The sequence below is a fragment of the Amycolatopsis speibonae genome, assembly GCF_042647925.1.
GTDB classification, from domain to species: domain Bacteria; phylum Actinomycetota; class Actinomycetes; order Mycobacteriales; family Pseudonocardiaceae; genus Amycolatopsis; species Amycolatopsis speibonae.
The window spans coordinates 257,210-272,068 of record NZ_JBHRWK010000014.1; the positions used below are offsets into that span (position 1 = coordinate 257,210).

Annotated in this window: 15 protein-coding genes; 11 read left to right on the plus strand and 4 right to left on the minus strand. The window is 70.9% G+C overall.

The window, feature by feature from the left end:
• Positions 1–94 precede the first annotated feature (94 nt).
• Both ACFOSH_RS09195 and ACFOSH_RS09200 read left to right on the plus strand, forming a co-directional pair.
• On the plus strand, positions 95–1,762 hold the full coding sequence (locus ACFOSH_RS09195) for an ABC transporter ATP-binding protein (RefSeq protein ID WP_378238303.1): 1,668 nt from the start codon (positions 95–97) through the stop codon (positions 1,760–1,762).
• Positions 1,759–3,495, plus strand: a complete 1,737-nt coding sequence (locus tag ACFOSH_RS09200; protein ID WP_378238304.1) for an ATP-binding cassette domain-containing protein — start codon at positions 1,759–1,761, stop codon at positions 3,493–3,495. The genes ACFOSH_RS09195 and ACFOSH_RS09200 overlap by 4 nt, the downstream gene beginning before the upstream one ends.
• On the opposite strand, the gene ACFOSH_RS09205 is transcribed toward ACFOSH_RS09200, so the two are convergent.
• Positions 3,451–3,870 carry an acyl-CoA thioesterase gene (locus ACFOSH_RS09205; protein WP_378238305.1) on the minus strand — a complete coding sequence of 140 codons (420 nt, stop codon included), beginning with the start codon at positions 3,868–3,870 and terminating at the stop codon, positions 3,451–3,453. The two genes, ACFOSH_RS09200 and ACFOSH_RS09205, sit on opposite strands and share 45 nt — an antisense overlap.
• Positions 3,864–5,150 (minus strand): hydroxyacid-oxoacid transhydrogenase, encoded by a 1,287-nt coding sequence (locus ACFOSH_RS09210; RefSeq protein ID WP_378238306.1) that lies wholly within the window; start codon positions 5,148–5,150, stop codon positions 3,864–3,866. The genes ACFOSH_RS09205 and ACFOSH_RS09210 overlap by 7 nt, the downstream gene beginning before the upstream one ends.
• Positions 5,151–5,266: 116 nt before the next feature.
• On the opposite strand from ACFOSH_RS09210, the gene ACFOSH_RS09215 reads away from it, so the two are divergent.
• The 3 genes from ACFOSH_RS09215 (at position 5,267) to ACFOSH_RS09225 (ending at position 7,858) form a co-directional block, all read left to right on the plus strand.
• A complete protein-coding gene (locus tag ACFOSH_RS09215; protein WP_378238814.1) occupies positions 5,267–6,928 on the plus strand; it encodes a thiamine pyrophosphate-binding protein in 1,662 nt (553 codons plus the stop codon).
• A 293-nt stretch (positions 6,929–7,221) separates the two neighbouring features.
• Positions 7,222–7,392 carry a hypothetical protein gene (locus ACFOSH_RS09220; RefSeq protein WP_378238307.1) on the plus strand — a complete coding sequence of 57 codons (171 nt, stop codon included), beginning with the start codon at positions 7,222–7,224 and terminating at the stop codon, positions 7,390–7,392.
• Between the two features lie 262 nt (positions 7,393–7,654).
• On the plus strand, positions 7,655–7,858 hold the full coding sequence (locus ACFOSH_RS09225) for a cold-shock protein (RefSeq protein WP_037319152.1): 204 nt from the start codon (positions 7,655–7,657) through the stop codon (positions 7,856–7,858).
• A gap of 82 nt (positions 7,859–7,940) precedes the next feature.
• Here the strand turns inward: ACFOSH_RS09225 and ACFOSH_RS09230 are convergent, their stop codons facing one another.
• Both ACFOSH_RS09230 and ACFOSH_RS09235 read right to left on the minus strand, forming a co-directional pair.
• Positions 7,941–8,603, minus strand: coding sequence for a response regulator (locus ACFOSH_RS09230; RefSeq protein ID WP_378238308.1), 663 nt, complete (start codon positions 8,601–8,603; stop codon positions 7,941–7,943).
• On the minus strand, positions 8,600–9,850 hold the full coding sequence (locus tag ACFOSH_RS09235) for a sensor histidine kinase (protein WP_378238309.1): 1,251 nt from the start codon (positions 9,848–9,850) through the stop codon (positions 8,600–8,602). Before ACFOSH_RS09235 ends, ACFOSH_RS09230 begins: the two co-directional genes overlap by 4 nt.
• A gap of 133 nt (positions 9,851–9,983) precedes the next feature.
• On the opposite strand from ACFOSH_RS09235, the gene ACFOSH_RS09240 reads away from it, so the two are divergent.
• The 6 genes from ACFOSH_RS09240 (at position 9,984) to ACFOSH_RS09265 (ending at position 14,828) form a co-directional block, all read left to right on the plus strand.
• On the plus strand, positions 9,984–10,700 hold the full coding sequence (locus ACFOSH_RS09240; RefSeq protein ID WP_378238310.1) for a DUF998 domain-containing protein: 717 nt from the start codon (positions 9,984–9,986) through the stop codon (positions 10,698–10,700).
• Positions 10,651–11,532 carry an ATP-NAD kinase gene (locus ACFOSH_RS09245; protein ID WP_378238312.1) on the plus strand — a complete coding sequence of 294 codons (882 nt, stop codon included), beginning with the start codon at positions 10,651–10,653 and terminating at the stop codon, positions 11,530–11,532. Before ACFOSH_RS09240 ends, ACFOSH_RS09245 begins: the two co-directional genes overlap by 50 nt.
• An 81-nt stretch (positions 11,533–11,613) precedes the next feature.
• The gene (locus ACFOSH_RS09250) at positions 11,614–12,867 is read left to right on the plus strand and encodes a GAF domain-containing protein (RefSeq protein WP_378238313.1); all 1,254 of its coding nucleotides are present in this window, start codon (positions 11,614–11,616) and stop codon (positions 12,865–12,867) included.
• Positions 12,868–12,934: 67 nt separating this feature from the next.
• Complete coding sequence (locus ACFOSH_RS09255) at positions 12,935–13,057, plus strand: hypothetical protein (RefSeq protein WP_255432399.1); 123 nt, start codon at positions 12,935–12,937, stop codon at positions 13,055–13,057.
• An 8-nt stretch (positions 13,058–13,065) separates the two neighbouring features.
• Complete coding sequence (locus ACFOSH_RS09260) at positions 13,066–14,193, plus strand: sensor histidine kinase (RefSeq protein WP_378238314.1); 1,128 nt, start codon at positions 13,066–13,068, stop codon at positions 14,191–14,193.
• The gene (locus ACFOSH_RS09265) at positions 14,190–14,828 is read left to right on the plus strand and encodes a response regulator (protein ID WP_378238316.1); all 639 of its coding nucleotides are present in this window, start codon (positions 14,190–14,192) and stop codon (positions 14,826–14,828) included. The genes ACFOSH_RS09260 and ACFOSH_RS09265 overlap by 4 nt, the downstream gene beginning before the upstream one ends.
• The last annotated feature ends 31 nt before the right edge of the window (positions 14,829–14,859 follow it).

Genomic DNA, 14,859 nt, shown 5'->3' on the forward strand with positions numbered 1-14,859 from the left:
AGGTGCGGGAGCGGCACAGGCCAAGTGCGCCGCTCCCGCGCTCTTCATTTTGCCTTCCGGTTCATCTCGATGGGATCACGGATTGAGGAGTGGGATGGCGGGATCCGCCGATCGGCTGCTGGTCAAGGTGACCGCGCTCGATCGTCCCCGCTTGGTCGCGCTGATCCTGAGCGCGCTCGCCGGGACCGCGGCGGGACTGCTCCTGCCCGGCGCGCTGGCGGCCGCTGTCGACGCGGTGGTGGCCGGACGTCCCAGCCTTCCCGAGGTCTCCTGGCTGATCGTCCTCGGTGTCACCGAGATCGCCGTCGGCCTGATCGGCGGGATCCTGACCGCGCGGATGACGGCCTACGCGACGGCGTGGTTGCGCCGCCAGCTCACCGACCGCTGTCTCGCGCTCGGCACCCGTTCGGCCTTCGCCGACGGTGACGCGATCAGCAGGCTCACCGGTGACTGCACCGGCGCTGGACTGGTCGCCTCGGTCGTCGTGCAACTCGGGTCGACCACCCTGATCTCCGGCGGCTCCATCGTCCTGCTCGCGCTGATGGACTGGCGGCTCGCGTTCGTCTTCCTCGGCAGCATCCCGTTCGGCCTGATGCTCGCGCGCACCCACCTGAAGAACACCGCCGACGACGTCCTGACCTATCAGGAGGTGTCCGGCGAACTGGCGGCGAGGATGGTCGACGCCGTCGCCGGGCTCCGCACGATCGCCGCGTCGGGCACCGCCGACCGCGAGGCCGAACGCGTGCTGCGGCCACTGCCGAAACTGAGTCTCGCCGGCCGGGGGATGTGGCGCACGCAGGCCAGGATGGTGTGGCGCTCCGGCCTGCTGCTGCCCGCGGTGGAACTCGCGGTGCTCGCGGCGGCCGGATTCGGCGTGATGGAGGGCAGGCTGACCGTCGGCCAGGTCCTCGCGGCGCTCGGCTACGTCGCGCTCGGCATGGGCCTGATCACCCAGATTCCTTTGCTCACCACGCTTTCCCGCGCGCGGTCGTGTGCGCGGAGGATCAACGAGGTGCTGGACTCGCCGGTGCCCGAACCGGGCGATCTCGGTGTCGTTCCCGGCATGGGCACGCTGGAGCTGCGCGGGGTCACCGTCGAAGGCGCCCTGCGCGAGGTCGACCTGATCGTGCGGGGCGGCCGGTTCACCGCGGTCGTCGGCCGGTCCGGTTCGGGGAAGTCCGCGCTGGTCAACGTCCTCGGCGGACTGCTGACGCCGGACGAGGGGACGGCGGTGCTCGACGGCCGTCCGCTGGAGAAGCTGCGGCCGTACGAACTCCGCGCGGTCGTCGGGTTCGCCTTCGAACGGCCCGCGCTGCTCGGCGCGACCATCGGCGACGCCGTCGGGTACGGCTCATGGGCAGGCGAAGCCGCCGTACGCGGTGCCTGCCGCTCCGCGCAGGTCGACGACCTGATCGTCCGGCTGCCGGACGGCTACCGGACGCCGCTGGCGGAAACACCGCTGTCCGGCGGGGAGGCGCAGCGGATCGGGCTGGCGCGCGCGATCGCGCACGCGCCGCGGGTGCTCATCCTCGACGACGCCACCGCCAGTCTCGACACGGTCACCGAAGCCGCCGTCGAAGCGGCGATCGAAGCCACTCTGCCCGGCCGGACCCGGGTGGTGGTGACGCATCGCGCGGCCACCGCGTCGCGGGCGGACACCGTGGTGTGGCTCGACGGCGGCCGGGTCCGCGCGGTCGGGCCGCACGGACAGCTGTGGGGGGATCCGGCTTACCAAGCCGTTTTCACCGAGGGCGAGCAGTGAGCGTCTGGGGCCTCTACCGTTCGGCGCTGGCCGGGCAGTGGAGGGGCGGGCTGGTCCTGCTGGCGTGCTCCGTACTGGAGAGCGCGCCCGCGTTCTTGTCCGGTCGCCTGGTCGAACTCGCGGTTGACGAGGGGTTTGCCGCGGGACGGCCAGGGACCGGACTGCGTTGGCTTGCGGTCTTCGGCCTGGTCGCGGTGATCGGCGCGTTCGGTTCACGGCTGGTGTGGCATCAGCTCGGCAAGGTCGTCGAGCCGTTGCGCGACGCGTTGGTGACCGCCGTCGTACGCGGGGTCCTGCACGATCCGGCGCCGCCGCGGAACCAGCCGGACGCCAGCGGCGTCGCTCGCATCACCCAGCACGTCGAGGTGGTCCGCGACGCCACGGCCGGACTCCTGGTGCAGGCACGCGGGATGATCGTGACGACAGTGGCGGCTCTGGCCGGGCTGTTCACCGTCGCCGGTTCGCTCGCGCTGATCGTCGCGATCCCGGTGGTGGTCGCGGTCGTCGTGTTCGCCTGCCTGCTCCCGTCGCTGGCCCGCCGTCAGCGTGCGCTCGCGCTGGCCGACGAGCGGACCGCCGAGGTCGCGGGCGCGTCGCTGTCCGGTATGCGCGACATCGTCGCGTGCGGTGCCGAACCCCTTGCCGCGCTTGAGCTCTACGACGCCATCGACACCCAGGCCAAGGCGGCCGTGCGGGTGGCGCGGTCCGGGGCGGCCCGGGCGGTGGTGATCGCGACCGGCGGGTTCGTGCCGCTGCTCCTGGCGTTGCTGGTGGCGCCCGGAATGGTCAAGGACGGCGTGCTGACCGCCGGGGCCGCGCTCGGCGCGCTCGTCTACCTGGCGACGACGATGCAGCCGGCGCTGCGGGGGCTCGCCGCGACCGCGAGCACCGTGGTGCTGCGGCTGATCGTCGCGCTGCGGCGGCTGGCGGAGACCGCGGAAGCCGAACCGGAGGCCGACGGCACGGCCGAACCCGAGGGGACCGCGATCTACGTACGCGACCTGACCTTCAGCTGGGGCGCGGCGGCGGAACCGGTGGTCCGCGGCCTCGACCTGCATCTGCGGCGCGGCGAGCGGCTGGCGGTGGTCGGGCCGAGCGGGATCGGCAAGTCGACTTTGGCCGGGCTCCTGACCGGCATGCTCGAACCGCAGGCGGGCCGGGTGCTGCTCGGCGGGGCCCCGGTCCGGGAGATCCCGGCGGCGCTGCGGCACCGGATGGTCGCGCTGATCCCGCAGGAGGCCTACGTCTTCGCGGGATCCGTGCGGGACAACGTCGGGCTGTTCGCGCAGACCGCGATGGACGGCGAACTGCTGGCCGCGGTGGCCGCCGTCGGCGCCGAACCGCTGGTGACGCGGCTGGGCGGGCTCGACGGCGAGATCGGGCACGACACGCTGTCCGCCGGTGAGGCGCAGCTGATCGCGCTCGCGCGGGTGTTCGCGAGCGACGCGGGCGTCGTCGTCCTCGACGAGGCGACGTCGCACCTCGACCCGCCCGCCGAAGCCCGCGCGGAACGGGCGTTCGCCGAGCGGGGCGGGGTGCTGGTGGTGATCGCGCACCGGCTGTCGTCGGCGCTGCGCGCGGACCGGGTCCTGGTGATGGACGGCAAGGAGACCGCGCTCGGCACCCACCTCGAACTCATGGACCGGTCCACGCGCTACGCCCAGCTCATGCACGCGTGGTCGCCGCGGCTACCCCAGCCCGGGGCGCAGTTCTTCCAGCCCGCTCCTGAGTAAGCCCTCGACGGGGACCGGCCTCCTCGAAGACCGATCGACGAAGACGTGCACGAAGGTCCCCTCCGCGATCAGCGTCTCCTTCGAGTACATCCCGACCTCGTAGCGGACACTGGACCGGCCGAGGTGTCCCACGCGCAGGCCGACTTCGAGCTCTCCCGGGAACGACACCGAAGCGTGGTACTTGCACTGCGATTCCACGCACAGACCGATCGTCTCGCCGGTTTCGATGTCGAGCCCGCCGCGTTCGATCAGCCAGGTATTGATCACGGTGTCCATCACCGAGTAGTGGACGACGTTGTTGACGTGGCCGTAGACGTCGTTGTCCTTCCACCGCAACGGAACCGTCTGCCAGTTCGGGTACTCGGCGTTCACCACAGCGTCACCGAATCCCGCAGGATGGCGGCGAGGTCCTCTTCGGACGCTTCGCGTGGCGCCGTCGCCAGCAGCCGTTGTTGTTTCACCGTGCCGGAAACCAGTGAGTCCACATCGGACTCGGTGTAGCCGACGGCGCCGATCCCGTTGGGGATCCCGATCTCCCGCATGAGCCGCCGCAGTACGGCGGGCAGGTGATCCCGCAGATCGCCCGGCCATTCGTAGTCCGGCGCGAGCAGCCGGGCCACCCGCTCGTGCCGGTCGGGAGCGGCGTCGAAGGTGAACCGGAACGCCGCGGGCGCGGTCAGCGAGACGGCCATCCCGTGCGGCACCATCGCCTCCTCGCCCGGATACCCGGAGGGATGAAAGTCCCGGACCTGCCCGGCGATCGGATACGCGTTGGCGTGCGGGAGGTGCACACCGGCGTTGCCGAACCCGAGCCCGGCGAACGTCGCCGCGAGCGCCATCGCCTCGCGCGCCTTCAGGTCGGAGCCGTTCCGCACGGCCGCGGGCAGCGCCCACGACAGCAGCCGCAGCGACTGCTCGGCGAACATGTCGGCCATGGGATTCGAGCCACAGTAAGGAACCCGGTCCTCCGGGCGCTTCCGGTCGAACTCGGTGTACGGCTTGGCCGTGTAACTCTCCGCGGCGTGACAAAGAATGTCCATCCCGCTCGCGGCGGTGACCTCCGGCGGCTGCGAGACCGTCAGTCTCGGGTCGACCACGGCGAGGCTCGGCCGCAGCCGGAGATGGCTGATGCCGCTCTTCACCCGCAGTGACAACACGTCCAGCACGCAGACCGTGGTGCTCTCCGAGCCGGTCCCGGTGGTGGTCGGCACCGCGACCAGCGGTTTCAGTGGCGCGGCGGGCGCACGGCCGCCGCCGACCGGGGCGTTGACGTAGTCCATCAGGTCGCCGTCGTTGCTGGTCAACAGGTTCACCGCCTTCGCGGTGTCGATGGCCGACCCGCCGCCGACGGCGACGAAGGCGTCCCACTCGCCCTGTCCGCGGGCGAAGTCGACGGCCTTCCGCATACTGACGTCGGTCGGCTCGACGTGCACGCCGTCGAAGACGACCGCTTCGATGCCGTAGGTCTCGATGCCTTCGGCGATCCGTTGTGGCCAGCCCGTCGCGGCGACGCCGGCGTCGGTCAGGACGAGGACCCGCCGGGCGCCGTACTGGGTGAGGTCGTAGCCGATCTCGTCACTCGATCCGGTGCCGTATTTCAGGGCCGGGGCACCGTAAGTGAAAACAGTTTCACGTCCGGCGGTGGTTGAAGTCACGTTTTCGTGCTCCCTTGCTCGAACACGTTCCGATATCGGACATTCCACCGCTCCGGGATTGCCGGAATCGGAAGATCGCTTGACGGCACCGATCACCGCCCGCCTAAGCTAATCCCATTAGATACCAACCGGGAGCGTCCGTCGCCCAGACGGCCGTGCGGATCCTGACCGAGGCGCAGATCCAGCGTGTCTACGCGGTGGCGGGTGAGTCCTTCCTGGATCTGCTCGACGCGCTGCAACGCGAGCGGTCGATCACCTTCGTTTCGGCGAGGCACGACTCCGGCGCGGCCTTCATGGCCGAGGCCGAAGGCAAGCTCACCGAACACCCGGCAGTCCTGCTGGCAGGCCGCGGGCCGAACGCGGCGAACCTCGCGGTCGGCGTCTCGACGGCGTACCAGGACGAGAGCCCGATGGTCGTCCTGCTGGAGAACCCGCCGTCCAGTCCCGGTCCGACCAGTGAACTGCCCACCGCCGACCTGACGGCGATGTTCGAGCCGATCGCCAAGTGGACCGGTCGCGCCGAATCCCCGGACGAGGTCCCCGGCCTGCTGGTCGAGGCGCTGACCCGCTGCCGCGAAGGGCGGCCGGGGCCCACCGTCGTCGCCGTCCCGGCCGACTTCTGGGGTGTCCCGTTCGATTCGGCCAAACCGGTCGCCTCCGTCAAGGCGCCCGCCACCGGCGCGCTCGGCCGGACCGCCGAGGCGGTCGCGCAACTGGTCGACGAGGCCCGCTACCCGGTGGTGATCGTCGGCGGCCGGGCCCGCGCGGCGCGGGACGAGCTGATCGCCGTCGCCGACGAACTCGCGCTCCCGGTGTACAACGCGTTCCGCCGTCAGGACGCCTTCCCCGAGAACCACGCGCGCTACGCCGGCCACCTGGGCATCGGCATCCCCGCGCGGCAGCTCGACGCGCTGGAGCGCGCCGACCTCGTGCTCGCGCTGGGCACGCAGCTCGACGAGGTCACCACTCAGTCCTTCCGCTACCCGACGCCGTCGCAGACCCTGGTGCTGGTCGGCACCGGGATCGAGCCCGCCCGGCGCGGCGGCCTGACCTTCCGGGTCGATTCCGAGGTCGAGCCGTTCCTGCGCGAACTGCGCGACGTCGCCTCGCCGCGGACCCGCCGCGCGTCGGCCGCGAACGCCGCCGTGCACACCTTCATGACGCCGCCCGACACCAGCGGCGCCACCCGCGTCCACCCCGCCGACGTCATCCGCGCGGTGCGCAAGCTCGCGCCCGAAGACGCGATCGTGACCAGCGACGCGGGCAACTTCGCCCAGTTCATGCACCGCTACTGGTGTTTCACCGCGCCGCGCAGCCAGCTCGGCCCGAGCAACGCGGCCATGGGGTACGCGGTCCCCGCGGCGGTCGCGGCGAAACTCGCCGAGCCGCGCCGGACGGTGATCGCGATGGCGGGCGACGGCGGCGCGCTGATGACCGGGCAGGAGATCGAGACCGCCGTCCGCTACCGGGTGCCGGTGACCGTCCTGGTGTTCCAGAACGGACTGCACGGCCCGCTCGCCGTGCACCAGGCCCGCAAGCACGGGAGGCTCTCGGGGGTCACCGTCCCCGTCACCGACTTCGCGTCGTGGGCACGCGGGCTCGGCGCCGCCGGGTACACCGTGGACGACCGCGAGGAGCTGGAGCCGATCATCGCGAGCGCGCTGGTCCGGCAACGGCCGTGCGTGATCGACATCAGGACGGATCCGGACGTGGTGACCCCGGACATCCGGCTGACGACCCTGCTGGGCGCCGCGAGGCCGCAGCAGGGGGGACAGTAAGGTCACGGTTCGCCGATTACCGCACGGTACATTTTTCTCAGGGGATACACAGAAAACCTTGAGGTGCCGCCTTCACCTGCTCCAAAGGGTGAGAATGTGGTGACGACTCGGCAGAGTTTCGGCCGCGGGGACCGGATTTTGTCGGTCGGCCGTGGCACAATCGCCGCAACACCGAGAGTCCGATATGGACCGGAGCGGTCACCGAGCCACCGAAACACCCGGCCTCGGCCGTTCGCCGGTGAGTTGTTGGCACGCAGTACATAGAGCGTTGTGTTGACACAGGGGAGAAAAACATGGCTGACGAGACGAAGCCACAGGACATGTCCGTTTCCGGTGTGGTGCCGGTGCAGTTCAGCGCGGACGCGGAGACCCACGACATCGCCGTCGTGGCCACGAACCGGGAGGCTTTGCGCCGTTCGCCGTTCGGCGCCGATGTGCCGCTGCGCGCGGCGAGTGGCGAATAACCGGGCGGTAAAGGGCCGGTCGCGCGGGGCCGGGCGGCGGAGGATACAGTGTGTCCGCGCACACCCGGATGAAGGCGCTTGTCGGCCTGCCTGAGGTGTGCTTTACTGCTCCAGGTCTCGATTTTTGTGTTCGTGTTGGTTCACGCTCGCAGAACTCAGCGGGCGTAGTGTCTCCTCGTGTTTCCGGGGAAGCAAACCGTCTGGTCATGACCCGGGCTGCCGACGTGGCTTCCTGTTTGTTTGTGTTGCATATGGAGATTTTATGACTCAGGGCACTGTGAAGTGGTTCAACTCCGAGAAGGGGTTCGGCTTCATCACTCCCGACAACGGCGGCGGCGACGTCTTCGTGCACTACAGCGAGATCAAGGGCAACGGCTTCCGTACCCTCGAGGAGAACGCCCGCGTGGAGTTCGAGATCGGGCAGGGCGCGAAGGGTCCGCAGGCCACCTCGGTCAACGTGATCTGATCCAGGTTTTCCCAGCAGGGCCGCCATCCCCCTCGGGGAGGCGGCCCTGCTGCTTTTCATGGGTCGCCACAGCCGGGGTTGTTCAGCCAGGGCCGACAAGTCCGGCCTCATAGGCCAGCACGATCGCCTGTGCCCGGTCCCGTAGCCCGAGTTTCGCCAGTATCCGGCCGACATACGTCTTCACGGTCTGCGCCGAAAGCACCAGGTCCGCCGCGATCTCCGGATTGGACCGTCCTTTCGCGATCAACCGCAACACTTCCCGCTCGCGTTCGGTGAGCACGTCGAACCGCGCCGGGGACGGCCGCGGAACCGGCGCGCTCGCCACGAAGTTCGCGATGAGCCGCTTCGTGACCGCGGGGGCGAGGAGCGCGTCACCGGCGGCGACCACGCCGATCGCGGTGATCAGCTCGGCCGACGGCGCGTCCTTCAGCAGGAACCCGCTCGCGCCCGCCCGCAGCGCTTCGTAGACATAGTCGTCCAAATGGAACGTCGTCAGGACGATCACCTTCGGCTTCTCGCCGTCGCCTTCGAGCAGGCGCCGGGTCGCTTCGAGACCGTCCATCACCGGCATCCGGATGTCCATCAGGACGACGTCCGGCGGCGCGGGCAAGGCGGAGATGCCTGCCAGGGCCTCGATTCCGTCACCCGCTTGGCCTACGACGGCCAAGCCGGGCTGCGCGTTCAGCAGGCTGGCGAAGCTTTCCCGCACCATGGCCTGGTCGTCGACGATGAAGACGGACGTCACGCTTCCCCCGTGATTTCCAGTGTGACGGCCACCCGGAAACCGCCGTCTTCCCGTGGCCCGGTCTCGCAAGTACCGCCGATCAGCGTAACGCGTTCGGCGATCCCGGCGAGGCCGGTGCCATCCCCGCCCGTCGGCGCGGCGGGCCGCGAGGGCGGCCCGTTTTCGACGAGGACCGTGAGCCCGCCGGGCGCCCGTCGCACCTCGACGTCCACGGTGGACCCCGGGCTGTGCCGGGCCGCGTTGCTCAGTGCCTCTTGCAGGATCCGGTACGCGGCCAGTCCGGTCATGGCGGGGACATCCCCGCCGGAGATCTCCGCCCGGATCTCGATCCCGGAGGCCCGGCAGCCGTCGATCAGCGACGGCACCTCCGAGAGCCCTGGCTGCGGTTCGTGTTCCGGCTCGGCGTCGGTGTCCCGCAGCACGCCGACCAGTCGCCGCGCCTCGTCGAGTGCTTCCCTCGCCGCGACGCCGAGTGCGCGGAACTCCTCCTGCGCGGCCTCGGAGACGTCCGGGACGCGGTAGCGCGCGCTGTCGGTCCGCAGTGCGATCAGGGACAGGTGATGGCCGATGATGTCGTGCAGCTCCCTCGCGATCAGCGCGCGTTCCTGCAACGACGTTCGTTTCGCCCGCTCTTCCACGGTCGTGCGCTCGGCCTCGTCGGCCTGCTCCAGCGCCCGGCGGCGTTGCTGCATCCCGTAGCCCGCCACGATGGTCACGGCCACCACGACCAACGACCACACCAGGGTCTTCGTGCCCGTCCGCGGTATCTGCACGATGCCGACCGCGGTGGCGAGCGCGATCGCGATGACCGAGATCCCCCAGCCCTGCCCGGATTTCGTGCGGGCGAGCGTCATCGCGAGCACCGGGAGGTACGGCAGGACCTGGACCTGCAACGGCCACTCCGACAGCGTCGGGCCGAACAGCGCGTAGGGCGCGGGGAAGAGGATCGCGATGATCGAGCTGACCATCCCCACCGCCGCCATCCGGACGGCCGTCAGCGGGAACCGCAGAACGAGCAAGGGGGGCGTGAGCTGCAGGAGCAGCAGGAAGAAGATCAGCGGCACACTGCCGCCGCCGAGGTAACGCGCCCACGAGCCGTAGGTCAGTCCCACCGTCACGAGGAGCGCCGCGGTGGTGAGCACGACCTTGACCCAGGCCGGTCCGCGCCACCACGCCGACGGTGGTTCGAGGTCGGTGTCGCGTCCGGTGAGGAGCGCCCAGCCCAGGGACCCGCCTTTCGAAGCCATGTCCCGACGCTAACGACGCCGCGGGCCGGGCACATCCCCGCTTGGGGGACATCCGCTGTCCCCCACGGTGTGACCCGGACTGCTCGCTTCGGCGCGATGTGCCGGACGGCGGCGCGCGGTCAGGCTCCTCGTCATGAACGACATCGGAAAGTTGATCCGGCTGTCCACGTTCGCGTGGCTGCTCACGGGAGCGGTCGTCGCGGTCTATGTCGAGATCGTCAACGCCGGCGCGGTCGATCCGCTCGCCACCACTTTCAGCGAGTACGTCCACATCGGGCAGGGCGCGCGGCTCGTCGGGGTCGCCATGCTGGCCACCGGCTTCGGCGCGCTGACCGTCGCGGGCGGTGTCCGGCTTTCGGGGGCGGTGTGGGCGGCCAGGCTCGTCGCCGTGTTCGGCATCGGGCTGTGCGTGCTCGCGGTGTTCCCGCAGGAACCGCTGGACCAGCCGCTGACCTGGCACGGCGCGATCCACCGCTATGTCGCGCTCGCCGCCTTCGCCGCGCTGCCGCTGGCAGGGCTGGTTCTCGGCACTGCCCGGCGATGGTCCTTCGCCGCGTTCGCCGCGCTGGTGGTCTTCGTGGGGACGTTCCTGGTCGACGCCCGCGCGGTGAGCGGGCTGGCCGAACGGATCCTGCTGGTCCTCGAACTCGCGTTGTTGGTCATGTTCGCCCGCCGGACGGCGGTTGACCGGAAATCGGGCACTTCGACCCCTAGCCCGGCGATGCAACCTCGTGCAACTCTTTCTTTCGTGGCCCTGAAGTCGTTTCCTTGTAGGGACTTGGCGCGGCAGCGGAGGACATGTGGGCGAAGCGGTTGCGGGGATCGTGGCGAACCCCGCTTCGGAGCGTGACATCCAGAGCCTGCGCTCGGCACTCCGCGTGGCCGGGGTCGGCCGGGTGATGGTGTGGACCGAGGCGGGGAAGATCATCGGCACCGTCCGCCGGATGGTGGACGCGGGTGCGAGTGTGCTCATCTGCCTCGGCGACGACGGCCTGATGCGGGCCGCCGCGGCGGCTTGCGGCGACGTCCCGATGCTCATGATGCCGACGGGGAGCACCGACGCGCTTCCCGAGCCCACCGTCGCCGGGCTCGCCGCCGGGCTGCTGGCCACCCACCAGGTGGACGCGGACCTGGTCACGAACCGGGCGACCGTCCTCGAGGTCGTCACGAAGGCCCGTCGTGAGATCGCGCTGAACGACGTCAGCGTGTGTTCGGAGAGCCGGTGGGACCCCGCGTCGCTGACCGAGCTGTACTGCACGTTCGCCGTACCGGACGGGATCGGGCTGGCGAGCATCCCCGGACGGCTGTGCCCCAGTCCGAAGTCCACTGTGGACGGTGTCGCGGTCTCGCTCGGCCCGGTCGACGAGACGCCGTACGTCGTGCAGGCGCCGATCGCGCCCGGCGAGGTCCGGGCGGTGGGCGTCCGGGGCTGGAGCGTGCTGGAAGCGGGGGTCCGGGTGGACCTCGCCGCCGGCGGCGGCTCCATCGCGCTCGACGGCCAGCCGCACTTCGTGCTCAAGCCGGGAGAGAGCGCTTTCGTCGAGCTGAAGCCCGACGGCCCGTGGTGCGTCGACGTCCGCGCCGTGATGGCCGAGGCCACCAGGACCGGCCTGCTCCTGGGACGGCGGCCGAAGGGCGCCTTTCCCGCCTCCCACCTGGCGGACGCGCCCTTCACGGGGTGAGCGGCGCCCAGGTCACAGAGACCTTCCGAACGCCGGGATACCCGGGCACACTGGCCTGAACAGATCAAGGGAGTAGGCCAGGTGCAGCTGGAGGCGGCGTTGCCGGTCGGCGCGGACCCGCGGCGGCACGCGCGGGCTCTCGCGGAAATGCGCGAGGCCGCCTTGGCCGGAACCGCGCTCCCTGGTCCTCCGCGCGCGGTCATCGGCGCGTCCTGGCAGCGCATGCGCCGTCTCGGCCTCGACCCGGAGCGCGGTGCGCCGGTTCCCGTGCTCGTCCCGGAACAGTTGGAGGCCCGCCGTCGCCAGAGCGGCCTCGCCGCCGTCCTGCCCGCCCTGCGCGGCGGCCTGATCAGCCTCGCCGAACAGGCCGCGCACATCATGGCCGTCGTCGACGCCGACGGCCGCGTCCTCTGGCGTGACGGCAGCACCGCGGTCCGCCGACGCGCCGACGCGCTCGGGTTCGTCGAAGGGGTCGACTGGCACGAGAACTCCGCCGGTACCAACGCCATCGGGACGGCGCTGGTCGCCAGGCATCCGGTCCAGGTCTACTCCGCCGAGCACTACGTCCGTAACCAGCACGACTGGACCTGCGCCGCCGCGCCGCTGCACGACCCGAGGGACGGCAGGCTGCTCGGCGTCGTCGACCTCTCCGGCCCGGCCTCCACCGTGCATCCGACGACGCTGGCCCTGGTCGACGCGGTCGCGAAACTCGCCGAAGCGCATCTGCGCACCACGCACCTCGCGGAACTCGAAAGGCTGCGCGGGCTGGCCTCGCCCCTCCTCACCAAGGTGCGGGGCCGGGCGGTCATCGCCGATCCGCACGGCTGGATCGCGGCCTCGGCGGGCTTCGTCCCGGCAGGCCGGATCGCGCTGCCGAACGACGTGACCGCGGGCAGGGCCTGGCTGCCCACCTACGGGAACTGCCTGCTGGAGCCGCTGCCCGGCGGCTGGCTCGTCCGGCTCACCGAGTCCGACGACGCGCCGCCGACCAGCGTCGTCCTCGACCTGAGGTCGGCGCGGGAGAGCACGCTGCGCGTCTCGGGCGCGGCGGGCGCCTGGTCGCATCGGCTGAGCCCGCGGCACGCGGAGATGCTGTACGTCCTCGCACGCCATCGGGAAGGGAGGTCGGCGTCGGAACTGTCGTTCGACCTCTTCGGCGACGCCGGTCGCACCGTCACCGTCCGCGCGGAGATGTCCAGGATGAGGCGGCATTTCGGCGGGATCCTGCTGGCCAGGCCGTACCGGTTCGACGACGGCGTCGAGGTCGTCGTCGAACGGCCCGCCGACGGTGGCGAGGTCCTCCCGCACTCCGTCGCGCCCGCCGTCCGCGCCTGAACCTCCACCCCCGGCTCCACCCGGCGACGGTCCCGGTCCACCCCTCGGCGTGCCTAACGTTCGAGCCATGGGAAAAATGAACGTGAAAGGCCTGTTGGGGCTGGTAGTGGTAGGTGTCGTCGTCCTGCTGGGGTTCCTGGCGTACCGCCTGATCCTGGTCGAGATGATCACGCGGCTGAGCGATCACTGAGGGGGGACATGGGGAAACGGGAGAGGCCGCTGCTGCCGGACACGATCGCGCCGAGCTGGCTGGTCGTCCAGCTGCTCGGCACGGCCGCGGTCGTGGTGGTGCTGCTGACCGCGAGCGAGTCCAGCGCGTGGATCTGGACGGCGTACGGGGTCTCCGGCGCCTGCTGGCTGGGCTTCGTGGCGGCCTCCCCGCGGTTCCCCCGGGTGGCGACTGTGCTGCTCGCGGTGGCGAGCATCGCGCCGTCGATCGCGCTCGGCTGGGCGGAGGACTCCTCCGCCATCGTGCTGGCGGTGGTCACGGTCAGCCGGTTCGCCACCCTGACCGAGCCGTCGGTGGCCGCCATTCTGGGGGTGGTGGGGCTCGACGTGAGCCTCGCGGCGGTCACCGGCCTGGTCGCGGGTGCTTCCGCGCCGCTGGTGTTCGGCAACGTCGGCGTGCTGCTCGTGCTGATGCTGCTGGGGCTGAACCGGCGGCAGTACGAGGTGCAGGCGGCGCAGGCGGCCGCGCTGCTGGAACAGACCAAGCTGGCGCAGAGCGAACACGCGCGGGCGGCCGCGCTCGACGAACGCACGCGGATCGCCAGGGAGATCCACGACGTCCTCGCGCATTCGCTGGGGGCGCTGGGGATCCACCTGGAGGTGGCCGAGGCACTGCTGGCCGAGAAGTCCGATGTGGACGGTGCGCTCGGCAGGATCCGGCTGTCCAGGAAGCTCGCCGCCGACGGACTGTCCGAAGCACGCGACGCCGTCGCGGCCCTGCGCAACGACGTCCCGTCGCTGGCCGAAGCCTTGCGCCACTTGGCGGAGGCGCACCATGACGGGGTGTCCGTCGAGGTCTCGGGGGAGCAGCGGCCGCTGCCGTCCGCCGAGGTGGTCTCGCTGGTGGGCGTCGCGCGGGAGGCGTTGACCAACGCGGCCAAGCACGCTTCCGGGCGGCCGGTGTCGCTCCGGCTGCTCTTCACCCCTTCGGAGGTCCGCCTGCGGGTGTGGAACGAACTCGGCGACACCGTCCGATCGGAGGAGACCGGCGGATTCGGTCTCACCGGGATGAGGGAGCGGCTCGCGCTCGCCGGTGGCACGCTGACCGCGGGCCCGGATGACGGGCGCTGGACGGTGGAGGCGGTGGTGCGGGCGTGATCCGGGTGGTCGTGGTCGATGACCAGCAGGTCATGCGCGAAGGGCTCGTCGCGTTGCTCGGGCTGATCGACGGGGTCGAGGTCGCCGGTTCCGCGGGTGACGGGCGGCAGGCGCTGGACCTGCTCCGCCACACCGCGGCCGACGTCGTGCTGATGGACCTGCGCATGCCCGTCCTGGACGGGGTGGCCACCACCAGGCTGCTCAAACGCGATCGTCCGGAGGTCGCGGTCGTCGTCCTCACGACGTACGCGGACGACGCTTCGATCGCCGACGCGTTGCGCGCCGGGGCCCGCGGCTACCTGACCAAGGACGCAGGCCGCGCCGAGATCGGGGCGGCCGTCCGCTCCGCCGCCAACGGGCAGGCGATCTTCGCCGCCGAAGTCTCCGACAGGCTCGTCGCGGCACTCGAATCGAGAACGGTCACCCGGGCCAAGACCGAATTCCCGGACGGGCTCACCGCCCGCGAAGCCGAAGTGCTCGGACTCATCTCGCGCGGGCTGTCCAATCCGGAAATCGCCGCCGAGCTGTTCATCGGCGAGGCCACCGTGAAAAGCCACATCAATCACGCTTTCGCCAAGATCGGTGTGCGCAATCGTGCGGAGGCCGTACGGTACGGCCTGGAAAAAGGCCTTTGACCCGGCGCGCAGATCACGTGCCGATGACACA